General features: G+C 74.8%; 13 protein-coding genes, 1 rRNA gene and 1 pseudogene. 10 read left to right on the top strand and 5 right to left on the bottom strand.

Annotated elements, in window-relative coordinates; genetic code table 11:
- Together GSY69_RS11940 and pcaDC are read left to right on the top strand one after the other, a co-directional pair.
- The coding region (locus tag GSY69_RS11940) for a lyase family protein (protein ID WP_160954068.1) at positions 1–1205 on the top strand (1205 nt) is incomplete at its 5' end.
- A gap of 16 nt (positions 1206–1221) precedes the next feature.
- Complete coding sequence (pcaDC, locus tag GSY69_RS15465; RefSeq protein ID WP_160954067.1) at positions 1222–2649, top strand: bifunctional 3-oxoadipate enol-lactonase/4-carboxymuconolactone decarboxylase PcaDC; 1428 nt, start codon at positions 1222–1224, stop codon at positions 2647–2649.
- Between the two features lie 4 nt (positions 2650–2653).
- Here the strand turns inward: pcaDC and GSY69_RS11930 are convergent, their stop codons facing one another.
- Positions 2654–2869 (bottom strand): hypothetical protein, encoded by a 216-nt coding sequence (locus tag GSY69_RS11930; RefSeq protein ID WP_160954066.1) that lies wholly within the window; start codon positions 2867–2869, stop codon positions 2654–2656.
- Between the two features lie 731 nt (positions 2870–3600).
- Between GSY69_RS11930 and GSY69_RS11925 the strand changes: the two genes are divergently transcribed.
- Both GSY69_RS11925 and GSY69_RS11920 read left to right on the top strand, forming a co-directional pair.
- On the top strand, positions 3601–5103 hold the full coding sequence (locus GSY69_RS11925) for a phytoene desaturase family protein (RefSeq protein ID WP_160954065.1): 1503 nt from the start codon (positions 3601–3603) through the stop codon (positions 5101–5103).
- Positions 5104–5646: 543 nt separating this feature from the next.
- Complete coding sequence (locus tag GSY69_RS11920) at positions 5647–5808, top strand: hypothetical protein (RefSeq protein ID WP_160954064.1); 162 nt, start codon at positions 5647–5649, stop codon at positions 5806–5808.
- A gap of 109 nt (positions 5809–5917) precedes the next feature.
- On the opposite strand, the gene GSY69_RS11915 is transcribed toward GSY69_RS11920, so the two are convergent.
- The 3 genes from GSY69_RS11915 to GSY69_RS11905 all read right to left on the bottom strand — a co-directional run bounded on the left by GSY69_RS11915 (position 5918) and on the right by GSY69_RS11905 (position 9296).
- Complete coding sequence (locus GSY69_RS11915; RefSeq protein WP_160954063.1) at positions 5918–7192, bottom strand: pyridoxal phosphate-dependent aminotransferase; 1275 nt, start codon at positions 7190–7192, stop codon at positions 5918–5920.
- 80 nt (positions 7193–7272) lie between these two features.
- Positions 7273–8526, bottom strand: coding sequence for a DUF3500 domain-containing protein (locus tag GSY69_RS11910; RefSeq protein ID WP_160954062.1), 1254 nt, complete (start codon positions 8524–8526; stop codon positions 7273–7275).
- Between the two features lie 68 nt (positions 8527–8594).
- Positions 8595–9296 carry a FadR/GntR family transcriptional regulator gene (locus GSY69_RS11905; RefSeq protein ID WP_160954061.1) on the bottom strand — a complete coding sequence of 234 codons (702 nt, stop codon included), beginning with the start codon at positions 9294–9296 and terminating at the stop codon, positions 8595–8597.
- 59 nt (positions 9297–9355) lie between these two features.
- Here GSY69_RS11905 and GSY69_RS11900 point away from each other — a divergent pair, with 59 nt between their 5' ends.
- The 6 genes and pseudogenes from GSY69_RS11900 to GSY69_RS14250 all read left to right on the top strand — a co-directional run bounded on the left by GSY69_RS11900 (position 9356) and on the right by GSY69_RS14250 (position 15474).
- Complete coding sequence (locus GSY69_RS11900) at positions 9356–10210, top strand: fumarylacetoacetate hydrolase family protein (protein WP_160954060.1); 855 nt, start codon at positions 9356–9358, stop codon at positions 10208–10210.
- A 27-nt stretch (positions 10211–10237) separates the two neighbouring features.
- Positions 10238–11515, top strand: coding sequence for an MFS transporter (locus GSY69_RS11895; protein WP_160954059.1), 1278 nt, complete (start codon positions 10238–10240; stop codon positions 11513–11515).
- A pseudogene (locus tag GSY69_RS14725) lies at positions 11512–12240 on the top strand (FAD-dependent monooxygenase); the annotation flags it as partial. The gene GSY69_RS11895 and the pseudogene GSY69_RS14725, both read left to right, overlap by 4 nt.
- A 239-nt stretch (positions 12241–12479) precedes the next feature.
- Entirely contained in the window at positions 12480–13361 is an 882-nt protein-coding gene (locus tag GSY69_RS14255; protein ID WP_328698864.1) for an FAD-dependent monooxygenase, read from the top strand.
- Positions 13358–14335, top strand: coding sequence for an alpha/beta hydrolase (locus tag GSY69_RS11885; protein WP_160954058.1), 978 nt, complete (start codon positions 13358–13360; stop codon positions 14333–14335). The genes GSY69_RS14255 and GSY69_RS11885 overlap by 4 nt, the downstream gene beginning before the upstream one ends.
- An 83-nt stretch (positions 14336–14418) precedes the next feature.
- Positions 14419–15474 (top strand): cupin domain-containing protein, encoded by a 1056-nt coding sequence (locus GSY69_RS14250; RefSeq protein WP_202411078.1) that lies wholly within the window; start codon positions 14419–14421, stop codon positions 15472–15474.
- A 547-nt stretch (positions 15475–16021) separates the two neighbouring features.
- Here GSY69_RS14250 and rrf read toward each other — a convergent pair.
- Positions 16022–16130, bottom strand: a 5S ribosomal RNA gene (gene rrf / locus GSY69_RS11875); the annotation flags it as partial.

Raw genomic sequence — 16130 nt, 5'->3', positions numbered from 1 at the left:
GCCACCCGTTCGCGGGCGGCGGCCAGCCACGGGATGACGGGGTTCCCGCCGCCGCCGCCGAGGCGCTTGCCGCGGCTCTGGGAAGCGCGGACGACTATGCCGCGGCGGAGCTGGCCGCCGCCGCGGCGGCGGGCGGGAACCCCGTCATCCCGTGGCTGGCCGCCGCCCGCGAACGGGTGGCCGGCCTCGACCGCAGCACCGCCCTCCACGCGGGGCTCACGAGCCAGGACGTCATGGACTCCGCGCTCATGCTGCTCGCCCAGGACGCCCTCGAGGCGGTGGCCGCGCGCGCCGCGGATGCCGTCGGTGCGCTTGCCGCACTCGCGGCCCGCGAGCGCGGTACCCTCTGCCTGGCCCGCACGCTCACCCAGCCGGCGCTGCCCACCACCGCGGGGCTGCGCATCGCGCAGTGGGCCGCGGGGCTCGACGCGGCCCGGCAGCGCATCGCGGCACTCCTGCCGCTGCCCGTCCAGGCGGGCGGGGCCGCCGGGACGCAGGCGGGGTACGGCCTCGTCGCCCAGCCCGCCGAGGCGCTCGCGGCGGCGCTGGCCGCCGAGCTGGGGCTCGCGGACCCGGGGGCGCCCTGGCAGACCAACCGACAGCCCGTCCTCGACCTCGCGGTGGCGTGCGCGGGGATCGCCGCGGCCGGCCAGCGCATCGCCGGCGATGTGCTCATCGGCGCGCGACCGGAAGTGGGCGAGCTCGCGGAGTCCGGCGGCGGGGAGTCATCGGCTATGCCGCAGAAGTCCAATCCCACCGTCTCCGTCCTGCTCCACCGCACGGGGATCCAGGCCCCCGGAGCGCTGGCGACGATCGCCTCCGCGGTGGGCGCCTCGATCGACGATCGCGCCGACGGTGCCTGGCACGCCGAATGGCCCGCCCTGCGCGCCCTGCTGCTCGACGCCCTCACCGCCTCCCGGCTGCTCGCGGAGCTGGCCGCGGGGCTCAGGGTCGATGCCGCGCGGATGGGCGCCAACCTCGAAGCCGCCGGGCCCGGAGTCGTCGGCGAGCGGCTCGTCCACGCGCTGCGCGGCCGGGCCACGCGCGCTCAGATCCAGGCGGCGCTCGCGGCGCCCAACCCCCAGTCCGCCCTCGCCGCCCTGGCCGGCGGCGCGGACCTCGCCGCGCTGCTGGACCCCGCCGGCTACACGGGGCGGGCGGAGGCCCTGACCGATCGCATCCTGCACACCCTCGCACCCAGCTGAGCCGAAGGAGCCTGCTATGACGCTCGCCCTCACCGCCGCCCGCCTGCCCTCCACCGGTCCCACGACCGGGCTCGCGCAGACGCTCGTCGTCCTGCCGTCGCTGGGCACCGCCGCCGACCCGCTGTGGGGGGCGGCCGCGCGGGCCCTGCCCGCCGACGTCCGCGTCGTCGCGATCGACCTGCCGGGCCACGGCCGCTCGCGATCACCGTGGGAGGCCCCCGGGGCCGCGACGACGGTCGCCGAGCTCGCCGACGCCGTGCTCGAGGCCATCGACTCCACCCTCGACGTGGAGCGCTTCGCGGTGGCCGGGGATTCGATCGGCGGTGCCATCGCCCTGCAGCTGGCCCTCGACTACCCCGAGCGGATCGCGCGCGCCGGCGTGCTGTGCTCCGGGGCGCAGCTCGGCGACCCCGGGGCGTGGGAGGAGCGCGCGCAGCTCGTCGAGTCCGCCGGCACCCCCACGCAGATCATCGGCTCGGCGCAGCGCTGGTTCGCCCCCGGGTTCATCGCGAGCCACCCGGAGACCACGGCCGCCCTGCTGCACTCGCTCCAGAACGCCGACCGCTTCGCCTACGCGGCGCTGTGCCGTGCGCTCGCGGAGTTCGACCTGCGCGGCCGGCTCGACGATGTCGCGGTGCCCGTGCTCGCGGTCGCCGGCGCGCGGGACCAGCCCGCGCCCCCGGAGAACCTCTCGCTCATCGCGGACGGAGTGCAGGACGGCACCTTCGTCGAGCTTCCCGATGTCGCCCACCTGGCCCCCGCCGAAGCGCCCGCCCGCGTCGCGCAGCTGCTGTGCGAGTTCGTCCTCGAGGGCGATGCGCGGGCCGGAGAGCCCGCCGGCGGCGGGGCCGAAAGCGGTGCCGCGACGGCGATCCCACTGGCCGGGGCGCCGGCCACCCCCGACCGCAGCGGCGGGCAGGGCGGCGACCCGAACGGGGCGCCGGGTGCGGACGGGCAGCCGGCCCGCACCTCGGCGGGGCTTGCGAACCTCACCCGCGAGCAGGTGCGCGAGGAGGGCATGCGGGTGCGCCGCGAAGTGCTCTCCGATGCCCACGTCGAGCGCGCCGAGGCCGCGGCAGACGACTTCACGCGCGACTTCCAGGACCTCATCAGCCGCTACGCGTGGGGCGAGATCTGGACGCGCCCCGGGCTGGACCGGCGGATGCGCTCGGCGGTGACCCTCACCGCGATGCTGGCGGGCTCCCATCACGATGAGCTGGCCATGCACGTGCGCGCCGCGCTGCGCAACGGCCTGACGCGGGAGGAGATCAAGGAGATCCTGCTGCAGTGCGCGATCTACTGCTCGGTGCCGAGTGCGAACACCGCGTTCGCGATCGCGTCCCGGGTGCTTGCCGAGGGCGAAGCACACGAGGGGCGGGGCTCGCGGCCCGGGCCAGCCGACCCGCCGCGCCCGGCGAGCGAGGCCGGTCCGCACCGGGGCTGAGCGCTCAGCGGCCCTCGGGGCCTCCCTCCGCCCGCGCCGCGCGCTTCGAGCGGGCCACGAGCAGGAGCGTGAGCGCCACGCCCACGGCCGAGGCGACGAGCGGCAGGATCTGCGTCCACGCGTAGCCGGCGGCGAAGCCGTTGGCGCCGATGCTCACCGCCTTCGCACCGGCCTCGAGGAACATGATGATCGCCCACACGACGCAGACCTGGCGCTGCACGACGCGGAACGCGCGATAGCGCCACAGGCCCTCCCACCAGGCGATGCCCTCCGGGGTCGTGCCCGCCGCGAAGCGCTGGCCGAACCAGAACGTGAGCGGGCGGCGGAGAAGTCGCTGCCGCCGCGGCCGGTGACGACGGCGACGATGACGATGGAGCCCACGACTTCGAGGACAGTCAGCAGGATCATGAGGCCGATGCCCCGCCGGCGCGGTGCTGGGGCCGCCTCCTGGCCGGGTTGGCCGGTCTGGCCGTGTTGGCCGGTCTGATCGGGCTGGCCGGTCTGACCGGCTCGCCCGGTCCGGCCCGGCGGGGAGGCGGGCGGGGTCTGGGCCGCGGCGGGCGTGTACGCTCCGCCGGCGGCGGCGTCCTCGGCGATCGGTTCGGCCATGGTGGGGGCGGCTTCCTCTCGGGCTGCGCAGCACCGCCCGGCCCCGGCGGGCGCTCGCACGTCGGTGTGCGGGCGGAGCACGGGTCCCTCGAACGGAGACTCACACAGCGGACCTGGGCGAGCGGCCTGGGACGTGCCCCGCTCGCGCTCAGCATACGCCAGACCGGCCGCCTGGTCCCCGCGCGCGGCGGGTTTTCGCCCCGCATTCGCCACCGGCCCCGGCCGGGCGGGAGCGGAGCCATCCCGGCAGGGTCGATCCCCACTCGCGCACGGCCGGCCCCGGTACCGCCACCGCGATCACAGCCCCAGGCACCGCAACCGCCGCCGCGTAGACTCGCCGGCATGGCGGTGGCATTCGACGCGGTGGTGGTGGGCAGCGGGCCGAACGGACTGGCCGCCGCCGTGACCTGCGCGCGGGCCGGTCTGACGGTCCTGGTGCTCGAGGGCCAGGCCACCGCCGGCGGCGGGTCGCGCACGCTCGACCTGGGGCTGGCCCCGGCGCTCGTCCACGACCTGTGCTCGGCCGTCCACCCGCTGGCGGTGCTCAGCCCGTTCCTGCGCGAATTCGACTTAGCCGCCCGGGGCGTGGCCTCCACCGCGCCCGAGGTCTCCTACGCCCATCCGCTCGACGGCGCGCCCGCGGGGCTCGCCTGGCACGACCTCGACCGCGCATGCGCGGGGCTCGGCCCCGACGGTGAGGCATGGCGCGTCCTCTTCGGCCGGCTGGCCGGCCACGCACCCGAGGCGGCCGCGCTGGCACTCGGCGACAAGCGCTCCCTGCCCCCGGAGCTGGGGCACAGCCCCGGTCCAGGACTGCCCACGGCCGCCTCGCTGGCGGCCACGGCCACGTCGGCGGGCACGCCCGCACTCGGTGCCGTGCTCCGCACCCGCGCAGCTCGAGCACTCCTGACCGGCGTCGCGGCCCACACGATCGCGCGCCTGCCCAGCCTGGCCGGCGGGGGGACCGCGGCGCTGCTGGGCGCGGCCGCCCACGGGCCGGGCTGGCCGATCGTCCACGGAGGCTCCCAGGCGATCGCCGATGCGCTCCTGGCCGACCTGGCCGCCCACGGCGGCTCACTCGAACTGGGCTCACCCGTCGCCAGCCGTGCGGACCTGCCGCCGGCCCTGGCCTACCTGTTCGACACCTCGGCCGATGGCGCGGTGCGGATCCTGGGCGACGCCCTGCCGCCGCGGGTGCGGCGGGGCCTCGGGCGGCTGGGGCACGGTGCCGCCGCGGCCAAGGTGGACTTCGTGCTCAGCGGCCCCGTGCCGTGGGCGGACCCGCAGGTGGCCCGGGCGGGCACCGTCCACCTGGGCGGGGACGCAGCGGACCTGCGGGCCAATGCCGCACGGGTGGCCGCCGGGCGCCTGCCCGAGCTGCCGACGACGCTGGTGAGCGACCCGGCGACCTTCGATGCCGGGCGGCAGGTGGGTGGGCTGCGGCCCCTGTGGGCCTACGCACACGTGCCCTTCGGCTGCCCCGCCGATGTGACGGAGCGGGTGAGCGCCCAGCTCGAGCGCTTCGCCCCCGGCTTCCGCGACCTCGTCGTCGCGGCGCGCTGCGTGCCGGCCGACCGGATGGCAGACCACAACGCCAATCTGGTGGGCGGCGACATCGCCGCGGGCACCGTGGACGCGTGGCGGCTCGTCGCGCGGCCCCGCGCCGCGCTCGATCCCTATGCCCTGGGCGTACCGGGCATGTACCTGTGCTCGGCGGCGACACCTCCGGGGCCCGGTGTCCACGGGATGGGCGGCTGGTTTGCCGCCCGGCGCGCACTCGCCCAGCGCTTCGGGATCGCGCGGCCGCCCGCCCTGGGCCCCCACCCCACTGCGCCGGCGCGCTGACCCCGGTCTGGCGCCCGCGCGCTGCACCCGTATAGCGGAGTGCGGTCGATGAGGCCCGCGCGCAGGGAGACACGATGCTGGCCGGGTGTGCGACGAGCACGGGGTGCGCTGACCACGGGGGCGCAGCGCAGCCGGGAAGCGCGGCGGCCGCGGGATGCGGGCCGGGGTGCCTGCCGAGGGATGCAGGAGCTGCGGCAGCCGAGGCTGCAGAGGCAGCGGTTGCGGATGCAGCGGCCGGGAAGCGCGGTGAACCGGTGCCGCGCTGGGCGAGCAGCGCGGCGGGGCCTCGCAGCGGCGTCCGGTATCGTCGGGCCCCACACGCGCCGATCGCACGCGCACCACAGCGAGGAGTCGATGAGCATGCGCCACCCGATTGCCCGCCAGGGCCGGTCCAGCGCCCGCCAGGGCAGCTTCACGGCCCGCCGGCGTCACAGCACGGGCGCCAAGGCCGGTCTCGCACCCCGGGGTCCGGCCCCCGAGCGCCGCCGCCGGACGCGGGGCGGCGCATGATTCTGCGGGTGCTCGTGGGCCTCACGTTCGGGCTTGGTCCTCGCCGCGCAGCTGTTCGCGCTCGTCGCCGAGCGGCGGTGGGATCCCATCGCGCTCGTGCTCACCGTGGTCGCGCTCGTGGGGTTGGCCTGCGTGACGGTGGGCTGGCGGCGCCTGTCGCGCCCCTCCGCACGGCCCACGGAGCGCACGGAGTAGCACCGCGGCCCTGCCGGCCGGGCCACCGGGCCCACGCTCCAGCGCCTAGGCAACCGACCGCATCGGGCCCTGCGCGGCGCCTGCGCGAGGTCTGCGCGGCTGCCGGCCCTCAGGCCTCCGCTGCGGCCAGCCGGGCCTGGAACCGCTTGATCCGCTGCAGCGCCTCGAAGGTGGCCTCCGGCCCCACTGCCAGGGACAGCCGGACCGCCTGGTCCCCGTTGACGGTGTCGAAGTCCAGACCGGGCGAGAGCGCCACCCGCTCCTGCTCGAGCAGGGCCGCGCACCACTCGGTGGCGTTCGCGTACGGGCCAAGCACATCGTCGATGTTCGCGTACATGTAGAACGCGCCGTCGGCAGGGGCGAGGTCGGTCCAGCCGAGCTCGGGGACCGCGTCGAGCACATACTGGCGGGCCGCGGCGTAACCGGCGACGGCGACCTCCGCCTCCGCGTAGGCGGCCTCCGAGAACGCCTCCACGGCAGCGTGCTGCGCGGGCACGGGCGCGCACAGCGTGACGTTGCCGGCCAGGGCGGCCACCGGATCGGCGAGGTCCTCCGGCAGGATCGCCCAGCCCAGCCGCCAGCCGGTCATGCCCCAGTACTTGGAGAAGGAGCTGATGACGACCGCGTCGTCGTCATAGGCGAGCGCGCACTCGCCCTTGGAGTCGGTGAAAGAGATGCCGTGGTAGATCTCGTCGGAGATCAGCCGGACCCCGTGCCGACGGCACCAATCCGCCAGCTCCTCGAGCTGCTCGGCGCCGATCATGGTGCCGGTGGGGTTGGCCGGCGAGGCGATCATGAGGCCCGTGAGCGGCGCCTCCCGCTGCGCGGCGTCAAGCAGCTCGACGGTGGGCTGGAACCGCTCCGCAACCCCGCAGTCGAGCTCGACGACCTCGCAGCCCACCGCCGCGAGGATGTTCTTGTAGGCGGCATAGCCGGGACGCGCGAGCGCCACCCGGTCGCCCGGGTCGAACGCCGCCAGGAAGCTGAGCAGGAACGCGCCCGAGGAGCCCGTCGTGATGAAGAAGCGCTCCAGCGGGATGTCGAGGCCGTACCAGCGTCGGTAGTGCTCGCGCAGCGCCGCGCGCAGCGGTTCGATCCCGGGCGCCGGGCAGTAGCCCAGGTCGGTGCCGTCGGTGAGGACCTCCGCCGCCCGCGCGCGCACGGCGGCGGGCGCTCCCTGGGAGGGCTCGCCGACGCACAGCGAGATGACGTCCTCGCCGGCGGCCCGCAGCTGGGCGACCCGGGCCACGATGTCCATGACCGCGAACGCGCGCACCTCCTTCGAGCGCGCCGAGGTGGTCAGGGGCGGGGCGGTCGCGGTCGCCGGCGCCCGGGTGACGCCAGCGTCATCCGGGGCGGCGTGGGCGGCGGGATCAACAGGCATAGGGCAATCGTGGCACACGGCCCCGGCTGCCGCGGCGCGGCCTCACCGGGGCCTCGGGCCGCCCGCCCCCACGCGATCCCCTAGCCGTGCGCGGCCTGCCACTGGCGCACCCACGCGCGCCCGTAGTCGTTGCCGTTGGGCGTGCGCATCACGGTGTGGACGTGGAAGCGCTGGGGGACGTCGTAGTCGAGGAACACCCCGCAGTGATGGTCCAGCTCCGCGATGAGGACCGGGGATTGGAACCGGTAGTAGAACACGTCCCCGGGCTGCGTCCCGCCGATCCAGCAGAACCAGGACTGCCCCAGGTGCTCGGCGACCTCGCGCCGCTTCGCCGCGCGCGGGCCCTCGGGCAGCACGACGAGGAATGTCTCGACCAGGCGCATGACCGCCGCGCGCACGTCCTCGGAGGCATCGGCCAGCGCCAGGCCCTCATAGGGGATGACCCTGTTGTCCTGGAACGCCCCGGCAAGATGGCGCTCGTCTCCGGGATGGACACGGCCCTCCGGCATGGCGGGATCCACCATGTTCGCGTAGAGCACGGCGGCGTCCCTCTCCTGCGCGGTGAGCCGCGCCATGACGTCCGTGCCCGCGTCGACGCGGTCGTCGAACGTGCGCAGGCCCGCCTCGGAGCCCGCATCGATCTCGTTGGGCTCGGCACCGTGGAAGACGGGGCCCACCGTCATGCGGCCCTCCACCACCAGGCAGTTGACCGCGCAGTGGTGGCCGAAGAGCTGCCAGCCCCACGGCTGGCGCTCATCCGGCTTCCCGTAGAGGGCGATGTTGTAGGAGTAGTCACCCAGGATGTTCGGCAGGCCCACGACCTCGCCCAAGAACCCGTTGATGCGCATCATGTTCCGCGTCAGCTCCCACCCCTGGGGACTCAGGCTCGCCTGCACGAGCGCGAGTGCCGCGGTCCGGAACTCCGGGGAGGCGAACTCGAGGCGCACACCCGTGTCGAACTGCATGAACTCCGGATTCGCCCAGGTCTGCCACTCGGACGCGTCCACGGCATGCTGCAGCCGGGCGCGCTGGTCGTCGTCGGCGATCTCGAGCAGGGTCCGGGCCGCCGCGACCATGGCGGCCACCGGGGCCTCCTCCCCCGCGCGTGCGGGCTCCAGCGGGTAGAGGCCCTCGACCAGGGCGCCGTCGCTGGTCACACCGGTGAAGTCCTCGAGGTAGTGCGGGGTCCATCCCTCGACGAGACCCCCGGTGAAGGTGCCCGGCCGGCGGGCGACCTCGCGGTACTCATAGGCGTCGAGGCCCTTGAGCTCCTCGATGCGCGGATGCCCGGGGGAAAACAGGAACTGGCGATAGGGGGCGGGCGGCTGGACCATGGCGATTCTCCTTCGAAGCGCAGACGGCGGGGGACAGCGGAGGTGCGGGCGGGTTGGGCGATGCCCGCTCAGACCGGGGCGGCGTGGGCGGCCACCGCCGCGCGCACGGCGCCGCTGTCGCCGGTGGCGATCGCGGTGACGAGGCGGCGGTGGACGTCCAGGCGGGCCTCCCAGTAGTCGGCGGCCACGTCACCGGCCTGCCGCGCGCGGCCGCCGGTGAGGAAGCCCAGGGTGCTCTCGTAGACGGTGCGGGCCATGAGGTTGGGGCAGATGAGCGCGATCCGCCGGTGCAGCTCCCAGTTGCCGTGCATGAAGTCGTCCCAGGTGGCAGCGGCCTCCATGTGCGCGAGCAGCTCCCGCAGCGCGCGCACGTCCTCATCGGTGCGGTGGGCAGCGGCGCGCACCGCGATGAGTTCCTCCAGGCTTTCGCGCAGCTCGATCGCGTCGGCGATGGTCGACGGGTCCTCGTCGACGTCCATGAGCGTGTGGCGCAGGCGCACCAGCGGCGTCGTGCGGGCCACGAACAGGCCGCCGCGGCGGCCGGGGCGCACGACCAGCACGCCGCGGTCGCGCAGCAGCTTGACCGCCTCGCCCACGGTGGTGCGGGCAAGGCCCGTCTGCTCGCGGATCGATTCGAGCGTGCCGAAGAAGTCGCCGGCGCCGAGGCCGCGCTCGCCGATCGCGGACCGGATCGCATCGGCCAGCTGCTCCGCCCGGGACTGCGGGCGGCCCTGGGCGGTGAGCTGGACTTCACTCGTGATCTGTGCCATATTCCAATCCAACCACAAAACATGCATATGTTTAAGTCTTTTACCTTGGGAGTGCAGCGATGAAGCTGATCGGCCTCGCCGACGCACAGGGCGCCATCACGGTCGCGGACCGGGTCACGGATTCCGAGGCGCTGGTCCTCGGCGGCCTCGCGGAGTTCTGGGAGGACCCGGCCGGCCACATCGAGCGGGCGGGCCGAGCGGAGGGCGAGCGCGTCCGCGTGGCCGACTTCGCCGTCGTGCCCCCGGTGCTGCCGGATGCCCGCGTGATCTGCATCGGGCTCAACTACCGCAAGCACCACGCGGAGGGCTCGTACAGCGGCGAGGCCTTCCCCGAATACCCCACCCTCTTCGCCCGGTGGACGCGCTCGCTCACCGTCGCCGGCACCCCGGTGCCGGTGCCCTCGAACGAGGCCGGCCTCGACTGGGAAGGCGAGGTCGCGGCGTTCGTGGGGACAGACCTCGTCGATGCCGACCCGGATGAGGCCCTCGCCGCCGTCGTCGGCTACGCGGCATTCAACGACATCACGAGCCGCAGGGCGCAGAAGCTGTCCTCGCAGTGGATCCTCGGGAAGAACGGCGACCTCTCCGGCCCCCTCGGCCCGCTGGTCCCGGCGGACGAGGTGGGCGATCTGCGCGACGGCCTGCGCGTGGTCACCCGCGTCAACGGCGAGATCGTCCAGGACGGCAACACCCGCGACCTCGTCTACGACGTGGGCAACACCCTCTCGCTCATCTCGCACACGCTGACGCTGCGGGCCGGGGACGTGCTCGCCACCGGCACCCCGGAGGGCGTGGGCTATTCGCGCACTCCCCCGTGGCTGCTGCAGCCGGGCGACGAGGTCAGCGTCGAGGCCGAGCGCCTCGGAGTCCTCGCCAACCCCATCACGGACAGCGCCGCGCGCACGCGCGGCTGACCACGCGCCCACGGCAAAGGAGCCCCCATGCGCACTCGCACCCCCGTGCTCGTCGTCCTCTTCATCTGCTGGGCCGCGCTGCTCAGCGACGGGTATGACCTCTACGTCTACGGAGCCACGCTGCCCGGCTTCCTCGCCGACCCCGAGTGGGGCGTGACGAAGTCGACGGGCGCCGCGGTGGCCAGCCTCTCCCTCGTCGGCATGCTACTCGGCTCGCTCGCCGCCGGCATCCTGACCGACCGGCTGGGCCGCAGGCGGCTGCTGCTGGTCTCGCTCGGCCTGTTCAGCGTCGGCATGGTGCTGTGCGCGATGGCCCCCACCTTCGCCGTCTTCGCCGCCTTCCGCATCCTCACGTGCCTGGGCGTGGGAGGCGTGCTGCCCACGGCCGTCGCCATCGCAGCGGAGTTCGCCCCGGCGGGCCGCACCTCTCTGGCAGTCGGCGCCGTGCTCACCGGTCCCCCGATCGGCTCGCTACTGGGAGCGCTGAGCGCCTTCGGCCTCGTCGGCCACGCGGGGGTCCGGCCCGTCTACGCGCTGGGCGGCCTGTCGTTCCTCGTCTTCGCGCTGGCCTGGGCGCTGCTGCCCGAATCCCCCGGTTTCCGGCGCGCCGCCGCGCGCCCGGCTCCGGGTCCCGGTACCGAGGCCGGTGGCTCCGGCCCCGCCCCGGCACCCCGCGCCCTCGGGCTCGCGCAGCTCATGGGACCGGGCACACGGCGCGGCACGCTGCTCATCTGGGCGGCCTGCTTCGCCAGCATGCTCACGATGTTCGGCCTGACCACGTGGCTGCCCGTCATCATGCAGTCCGCGGGCTTCAGCATGGGCTCGTCGATCGGCTTCCTCGCGGTCTACTCGCTGGGCTCGATCGTGGGCACCGTCGCGGCCTCGTTCACCGCCCAGCGCACCTCGCCCAAGCGCATGGTCGTCTGCGGCTTCACCGCCGCGGTGATCGCACTCCTCATCGTGCTCGCCACCGCCTCGCATGGCCTCCTCCTCTTCGCGATCTTCCTCGCCGGCTGCGGGGGCATGGCCACGCAGAACGTCCTCAACGACCACATCGCGCAGTACTACCCCGACGGGGTGCGCGCCACGGGCCTCGGCTGGGCGCTCGCGGTCGGCCGCCTCGGCGCCATCGCCGGACCCGCCTACGGCGCATTCGCGGCCGGCCTCGGCGGTCCCCCCGCCGCTGCCCTGTGCTTCGCGATCCCGGCCTTCCTGGGCCTGCTCGTCGCGGTGCTCCTGCCCCGGCGCGCTCGCAGGTCGGCCGCGCAGCCCGCTTCCGCGGCCCCCGAGGAGGTCACCGCATGACGGCCGCCCACGGACTCGCTGCCCTGCCCGAGTCGACCGCCGTCGCGATCGCCGGCGGCGGGCCCTCGGGGATGTTCGCCGCGCTCTCGCTCGCCCGGGCCGGCATCGCCTCGGTCATCGTGGAGCCGCGCACGCAAGTCGATCGGCTGCGGCCGCGGGCCAAGACGACGAACGCCAGGACCATGACGCTCCTGCGCGGCCTGGGGCTGGCCGAGCGCATCCGCGCGGCTGCCGCGCTGCCGGTGAGCTACTCGCAGGACGTCGTGTTCTGCACCGGCCTGGCCGGCTATGAGCTGCGCCGCTTCCACGGGGCGTTCCAACTCGCGCAGCACGCCTACGGCCCGGCGCCGGAGTGCGGGCAGCAGATCCCCCAGCCCGTCGTCGAGGAGGTGCTGCGCGAGGCCGTCGCCGCGGAGGCACTCATCACCTTCGTGACCGGGGTCGAGGCGCGCGGCGTGCGCGCCGATGCGCTGGGCGCCGTCCTCATGGTGGGCGCGGCGGCGGGGCCGGCCGGCCAGGTGCCACCAGCCCACGGTGGAACCGCGGCCTCGGGCGCGGCGGCGGAGGAGGTCCGCGAGCTACGCGCCCGCTTCGTCATCGGCGCCGACGGGGGCTCCTCGCGCGTGCGCAAGTCGCTGGGGCTCTCGCTGGCCGGCACCTCGGCGCCCAGGCCCAACTTCAACATCGTCTTCCGCTCGCGGCTGCTGCGCGAGCGGGTGCGCATCCCCGATGCCGTGCAGTGGTGGGTGGTCGGTGAGCGCCCCGGGATGATCGGCCAGCTCGATCAGGACGGGACCTGGTGGACGATCCTCCAGGGGTGCGATGATCCCCATGACGACGCGGTGGCGGCGGACTTCGTGCGCGAGCTCGCCGGGGTGGGCGCCGACCTCGACGTCGACGTGCTCGCCTCCGACCCCTGGACCGCCCGCATGCTGCTGGCCGACCACTACACATCTCCCGCAGCGTGTTCCTCGTGGGCGACGCCGCGCACCTCAACCCGCCGTGGGGCGGGCACGGGTTCAACACGTGCGTGGGGGACGCGGACAATCTGGCGTGGAAGATCGCCGCGGTGGAACAGGGCTGGGCCGATCCGGAACTGCTCGACAGCTATGAGGCCGAACGGCGCCCGGTGGCCGCGCGGATGATCGCCGATGCGGCGGCCAACGGCGCGCGGCTCGCCTCCGACTTCGCGGCGGCCGACCTCACCGCCGATTCCCCGGCCGGCCGGGCCGCCCGCAAGAGCGCCCATGAGGCCCTGGCCGCGAAGTCGAGCGAGTTCCACTCCGAGGGGCTCGTGTTCGGCTACGAGTACACGGCCTCGCCGTGGGTGACTCCGGACGGCGCGCCGACCTCCCCGGTGGATCCCATCGTCTACACCCCCGCCGCCTGCCCCGGCCAGCTGCTTCCGCACCTGCGCCTGGCCGACGGCACGAGCGCCTATGACCTCGTCACCGGCTTCACCCTGTTCCTCCTGGCGGATTCCGGGCCCACCGCGAAGGCGCAGGGCCGGCCGGCCGGCGGAAAGACGCCGGCCGCTCCCGGACCCCTCGCCCCGTCCGGCGCCCGCACCGCCTCACAGGTGCGCGCCGCGGCGGCGGCCGCGGGCATCCCGCTCACAGTCGTCGAGCTCTCCGGCCCCGACGCCGCAGCGGCCGGCGGCGCGTGGGAGGCCAGGGCGGTCCTCGTGCGCCCCGACCACCACGTGGCGGCACGGCTGGCAGCGGGGGCACAGTCGGGACGGAACGCGGAATCCGGCGGCGAGGAGGACGGCGCTGCAATCATCGCGGCCCTGCTGCGCGCGGTCGGTCGCCCCTCAGCGCAGGCGGAGACCCGGGAGCCCTCATGACCGGTGCCGCACCTGCACCCCGCGGGGCCGAACCGCACACCGCGGCCTTCTCACCCGAGCATCCGGACCTGCTCCTCGACCTCGTCACGCCCCCAGGACCGCCCCCATCCGCCGGGTGGCCGGTCATCGTATGGCTCCACGGCGGCGGCTGGCGGCTCCAGGACCGCACCGCGCGCCCCGACTTCGACGCGCACTTCGCCGCGCGCGGTTTTGCGATGGCGAGCATCGACTACCGGCTCGCACCGCGCTGGCGGCACCCGGCACAGGTCTGCGACCTGCGGCGGGCCCTGCGCTGGCTGCGCGCGCAGGCCGGGCGCCTGCGCCTCGACCCCGCGCGGATCGGACTCTGGGGCTCATCGGCCGGGGGCCACGTCGCGGCGTTCACCGCGCTGAGCGCGGCTGCGCCCCGTGCCGGTGCGCAGCAGTGTCCAGCGCAGGACGATCCGGCGGACACCTCGGTCGCGTGCGCGGTCGTGGGCTACCCGCCCTCGCTCATCGACGAGCTGCTGGGGCCGTGGGCCCCCGGGCGCCCCCACCAGCGGACAAGCCCGGAGGAGGATCTGCTCGGCGGCCCCGCGACGAGCGCGGCCGAGCACGCGGCCCTCCTGCAGCGCGGCCGCCTGGCGAGTCCGGCCCGCCTCGAGCCGCAGCGCCGCCCACCGCCGTTCTTCATCCTGCACGGCACCGCGGACGCGCTCGTGCCGCCCGAGCAGTCGCGCGCCCTCCACGAGCACCTCGCTGCCGCAGGCGGCCATTCGCTCCTCTACCTCGTCGAAGGGTTCGGCCACGGGTTTCTCAACCCCGGCACCGTGGAGGAGCTGGGGCCCGGGATCCGCCTGGACAACGGCCGCCTGGCCGCCGAACCGGAGGCGGAGTTCCGGGCCGAGCGCCGCGGCGGATTCGACCCCCAGGGGCGGCCAGCCTCGTTCGAGCTCATCGGAGACTTCTTCGCCCACCACCTGCAGCGCGCGTAAGGACCACCAGCGGCACCGCGCCCGCCACCGCCCCCAGGGGCGACGCACCCTCAGGAGCATTCCACCCACCGGAAGGACAGCACATGGCACCCGCATTCGACTGGGAGAGCGTCCAGCAGATGAGCGCGCTCATCGACGACCTGCCCGGCCACCTCGCGCCCTACGCCCTCACGTCCGGGGGAGGGCTGCACACGGACCTCGGGGACTGGCACGCGACGACGATGGCACGGCACTGCGACACCGCCGGCGAGTTCTCGCTGCAGCGGATCGACCTGCCCGGCGGCTCCGCGAGTCCGTTCATGACCGTGCCGGGCCACACGTTCATCCATGTGCTCGAGGGCGAGCTGACCATCCGCTTCGAGACCGGGACCCAGCGCCTCATCGGGGGCGACTCGGCCTCGATACCCGAGCGCACGCCCTTCGCGCTCGCGGCGGGCGCCGCGCTCAACTCCTTCTACCTCTACACCACCGATGACTGGCTGCAGCGCCTCGCTGAGCGCGCCGGCACCCCGACAGCCTCCCACGTCTTCACGCGCCGCCCCGCCCGGACATTCTCCGCCCTGCTGGCCGCGGAGCTCGCGGACGCGGCGGGTGTGCACCTCGTCGAGGCCGACGCGGACGGGCGACCGCTGCCGCCCCGCGCCGGCCTGCCCGGGGGCGCCGAGCCGTTCGCCACGAAGGCGGGCGGCGGTGATCGCTATGAGACCTACCAGCAGATCAACGCCTACCCCGTGCGGGCGCGGAACACCGGCGGGCGCTTCTTCGCCATGGACACGCGCGGGGCGAAGGCGCCCTACATCCCGCTGCACTTCCACCGGGAGCACTCGGAGAACTTCCTCTGCCTGGCCGGCAGGGTGGGCCTCTACGCCAACGGCACGGAGATCGTCCTGGGGCCCGGAGACTTCCTCCACGCCCCGGCGGGCACCATCCACTCCTTCTCCCTGCGGGGGAACAATACGCACATGCTCGGGCTCCTCACGCCCCCCGTCTTCGAGCCATTCTTCGAGTACATGAACACACCGACCGAGGCGATCGTGCACGAGGAGGGCGGGCAGCCGCACTTCCCAGCCGAGGGGTTCGCGCGGGCGCAGGCCGAACTCGACCTCGTCGTCGTCGGGCCGCCCCCGCACACTGCCTGAACCAGCACGCCCGGCAGGCGCACCACCATCACCCCGCGCCGGGTGCCGGACCGGGCGACCCGTCGGCCACCCCGTGGCACGTGGCGGACCGAGCGACACGTCGTCGTAGCGTGCCTCGGGCCCCCCGCACACGTCCTGAACCAGGCCGACCATCACCCCCGGGCGGGCGGCCCGTGCCGTGCGCATGCGCCCAGCAGGCCCCCTGCCGTCCCCCAGCCGCGTGAAACGCCGGCACAGAACCGGATACGCGGCCGCCACCCCCGGGCCGCCGCCTGCGACCGTGCAGTCGAGGCACTCGGGCCGGCACCCCGCCGCCCCCAGCCACACGGGAAGCCGGCACACCACCGGGTCCGTAACCGCGGGCCCGGGGCCAGCGCAACAACCGTGCAGTCCAGGCGCCCCCGGACGGGCCCACGGGCACCCCTCAGCCGCGGGGGCGAACGAAAACCCCCCGAGGACAAAAGAAAACCCCCGAGGGGGGGGGAAACAAAGAAGGGGGGTCTTGTCGCTGCTGTGCAGCGACAAGACCCCCCCCAATCGAAGAGGATTGCGGCGGCGACCTACTCTCCCACACCCCCTCGGGTGCAGTACCATCGGCGTGATCAGGCTTAGCTTCCGGGTTCGGAATGGAACCGGGCGTTTCCCCAACACTCTCA

It is taken from the genome of Brevibacterium rongguiense (genome assembly GCF_009857845.1).
Lineage (GTDB): Bacteria > Actinomycetota > Actinomycetes > Actinomycetales > Brevibacteriaceae > Brevibacterium > Brevibacterium rongguiense.
This window is presented reverse-complemented; position numbering and strand designations above follow the sequence as displayed.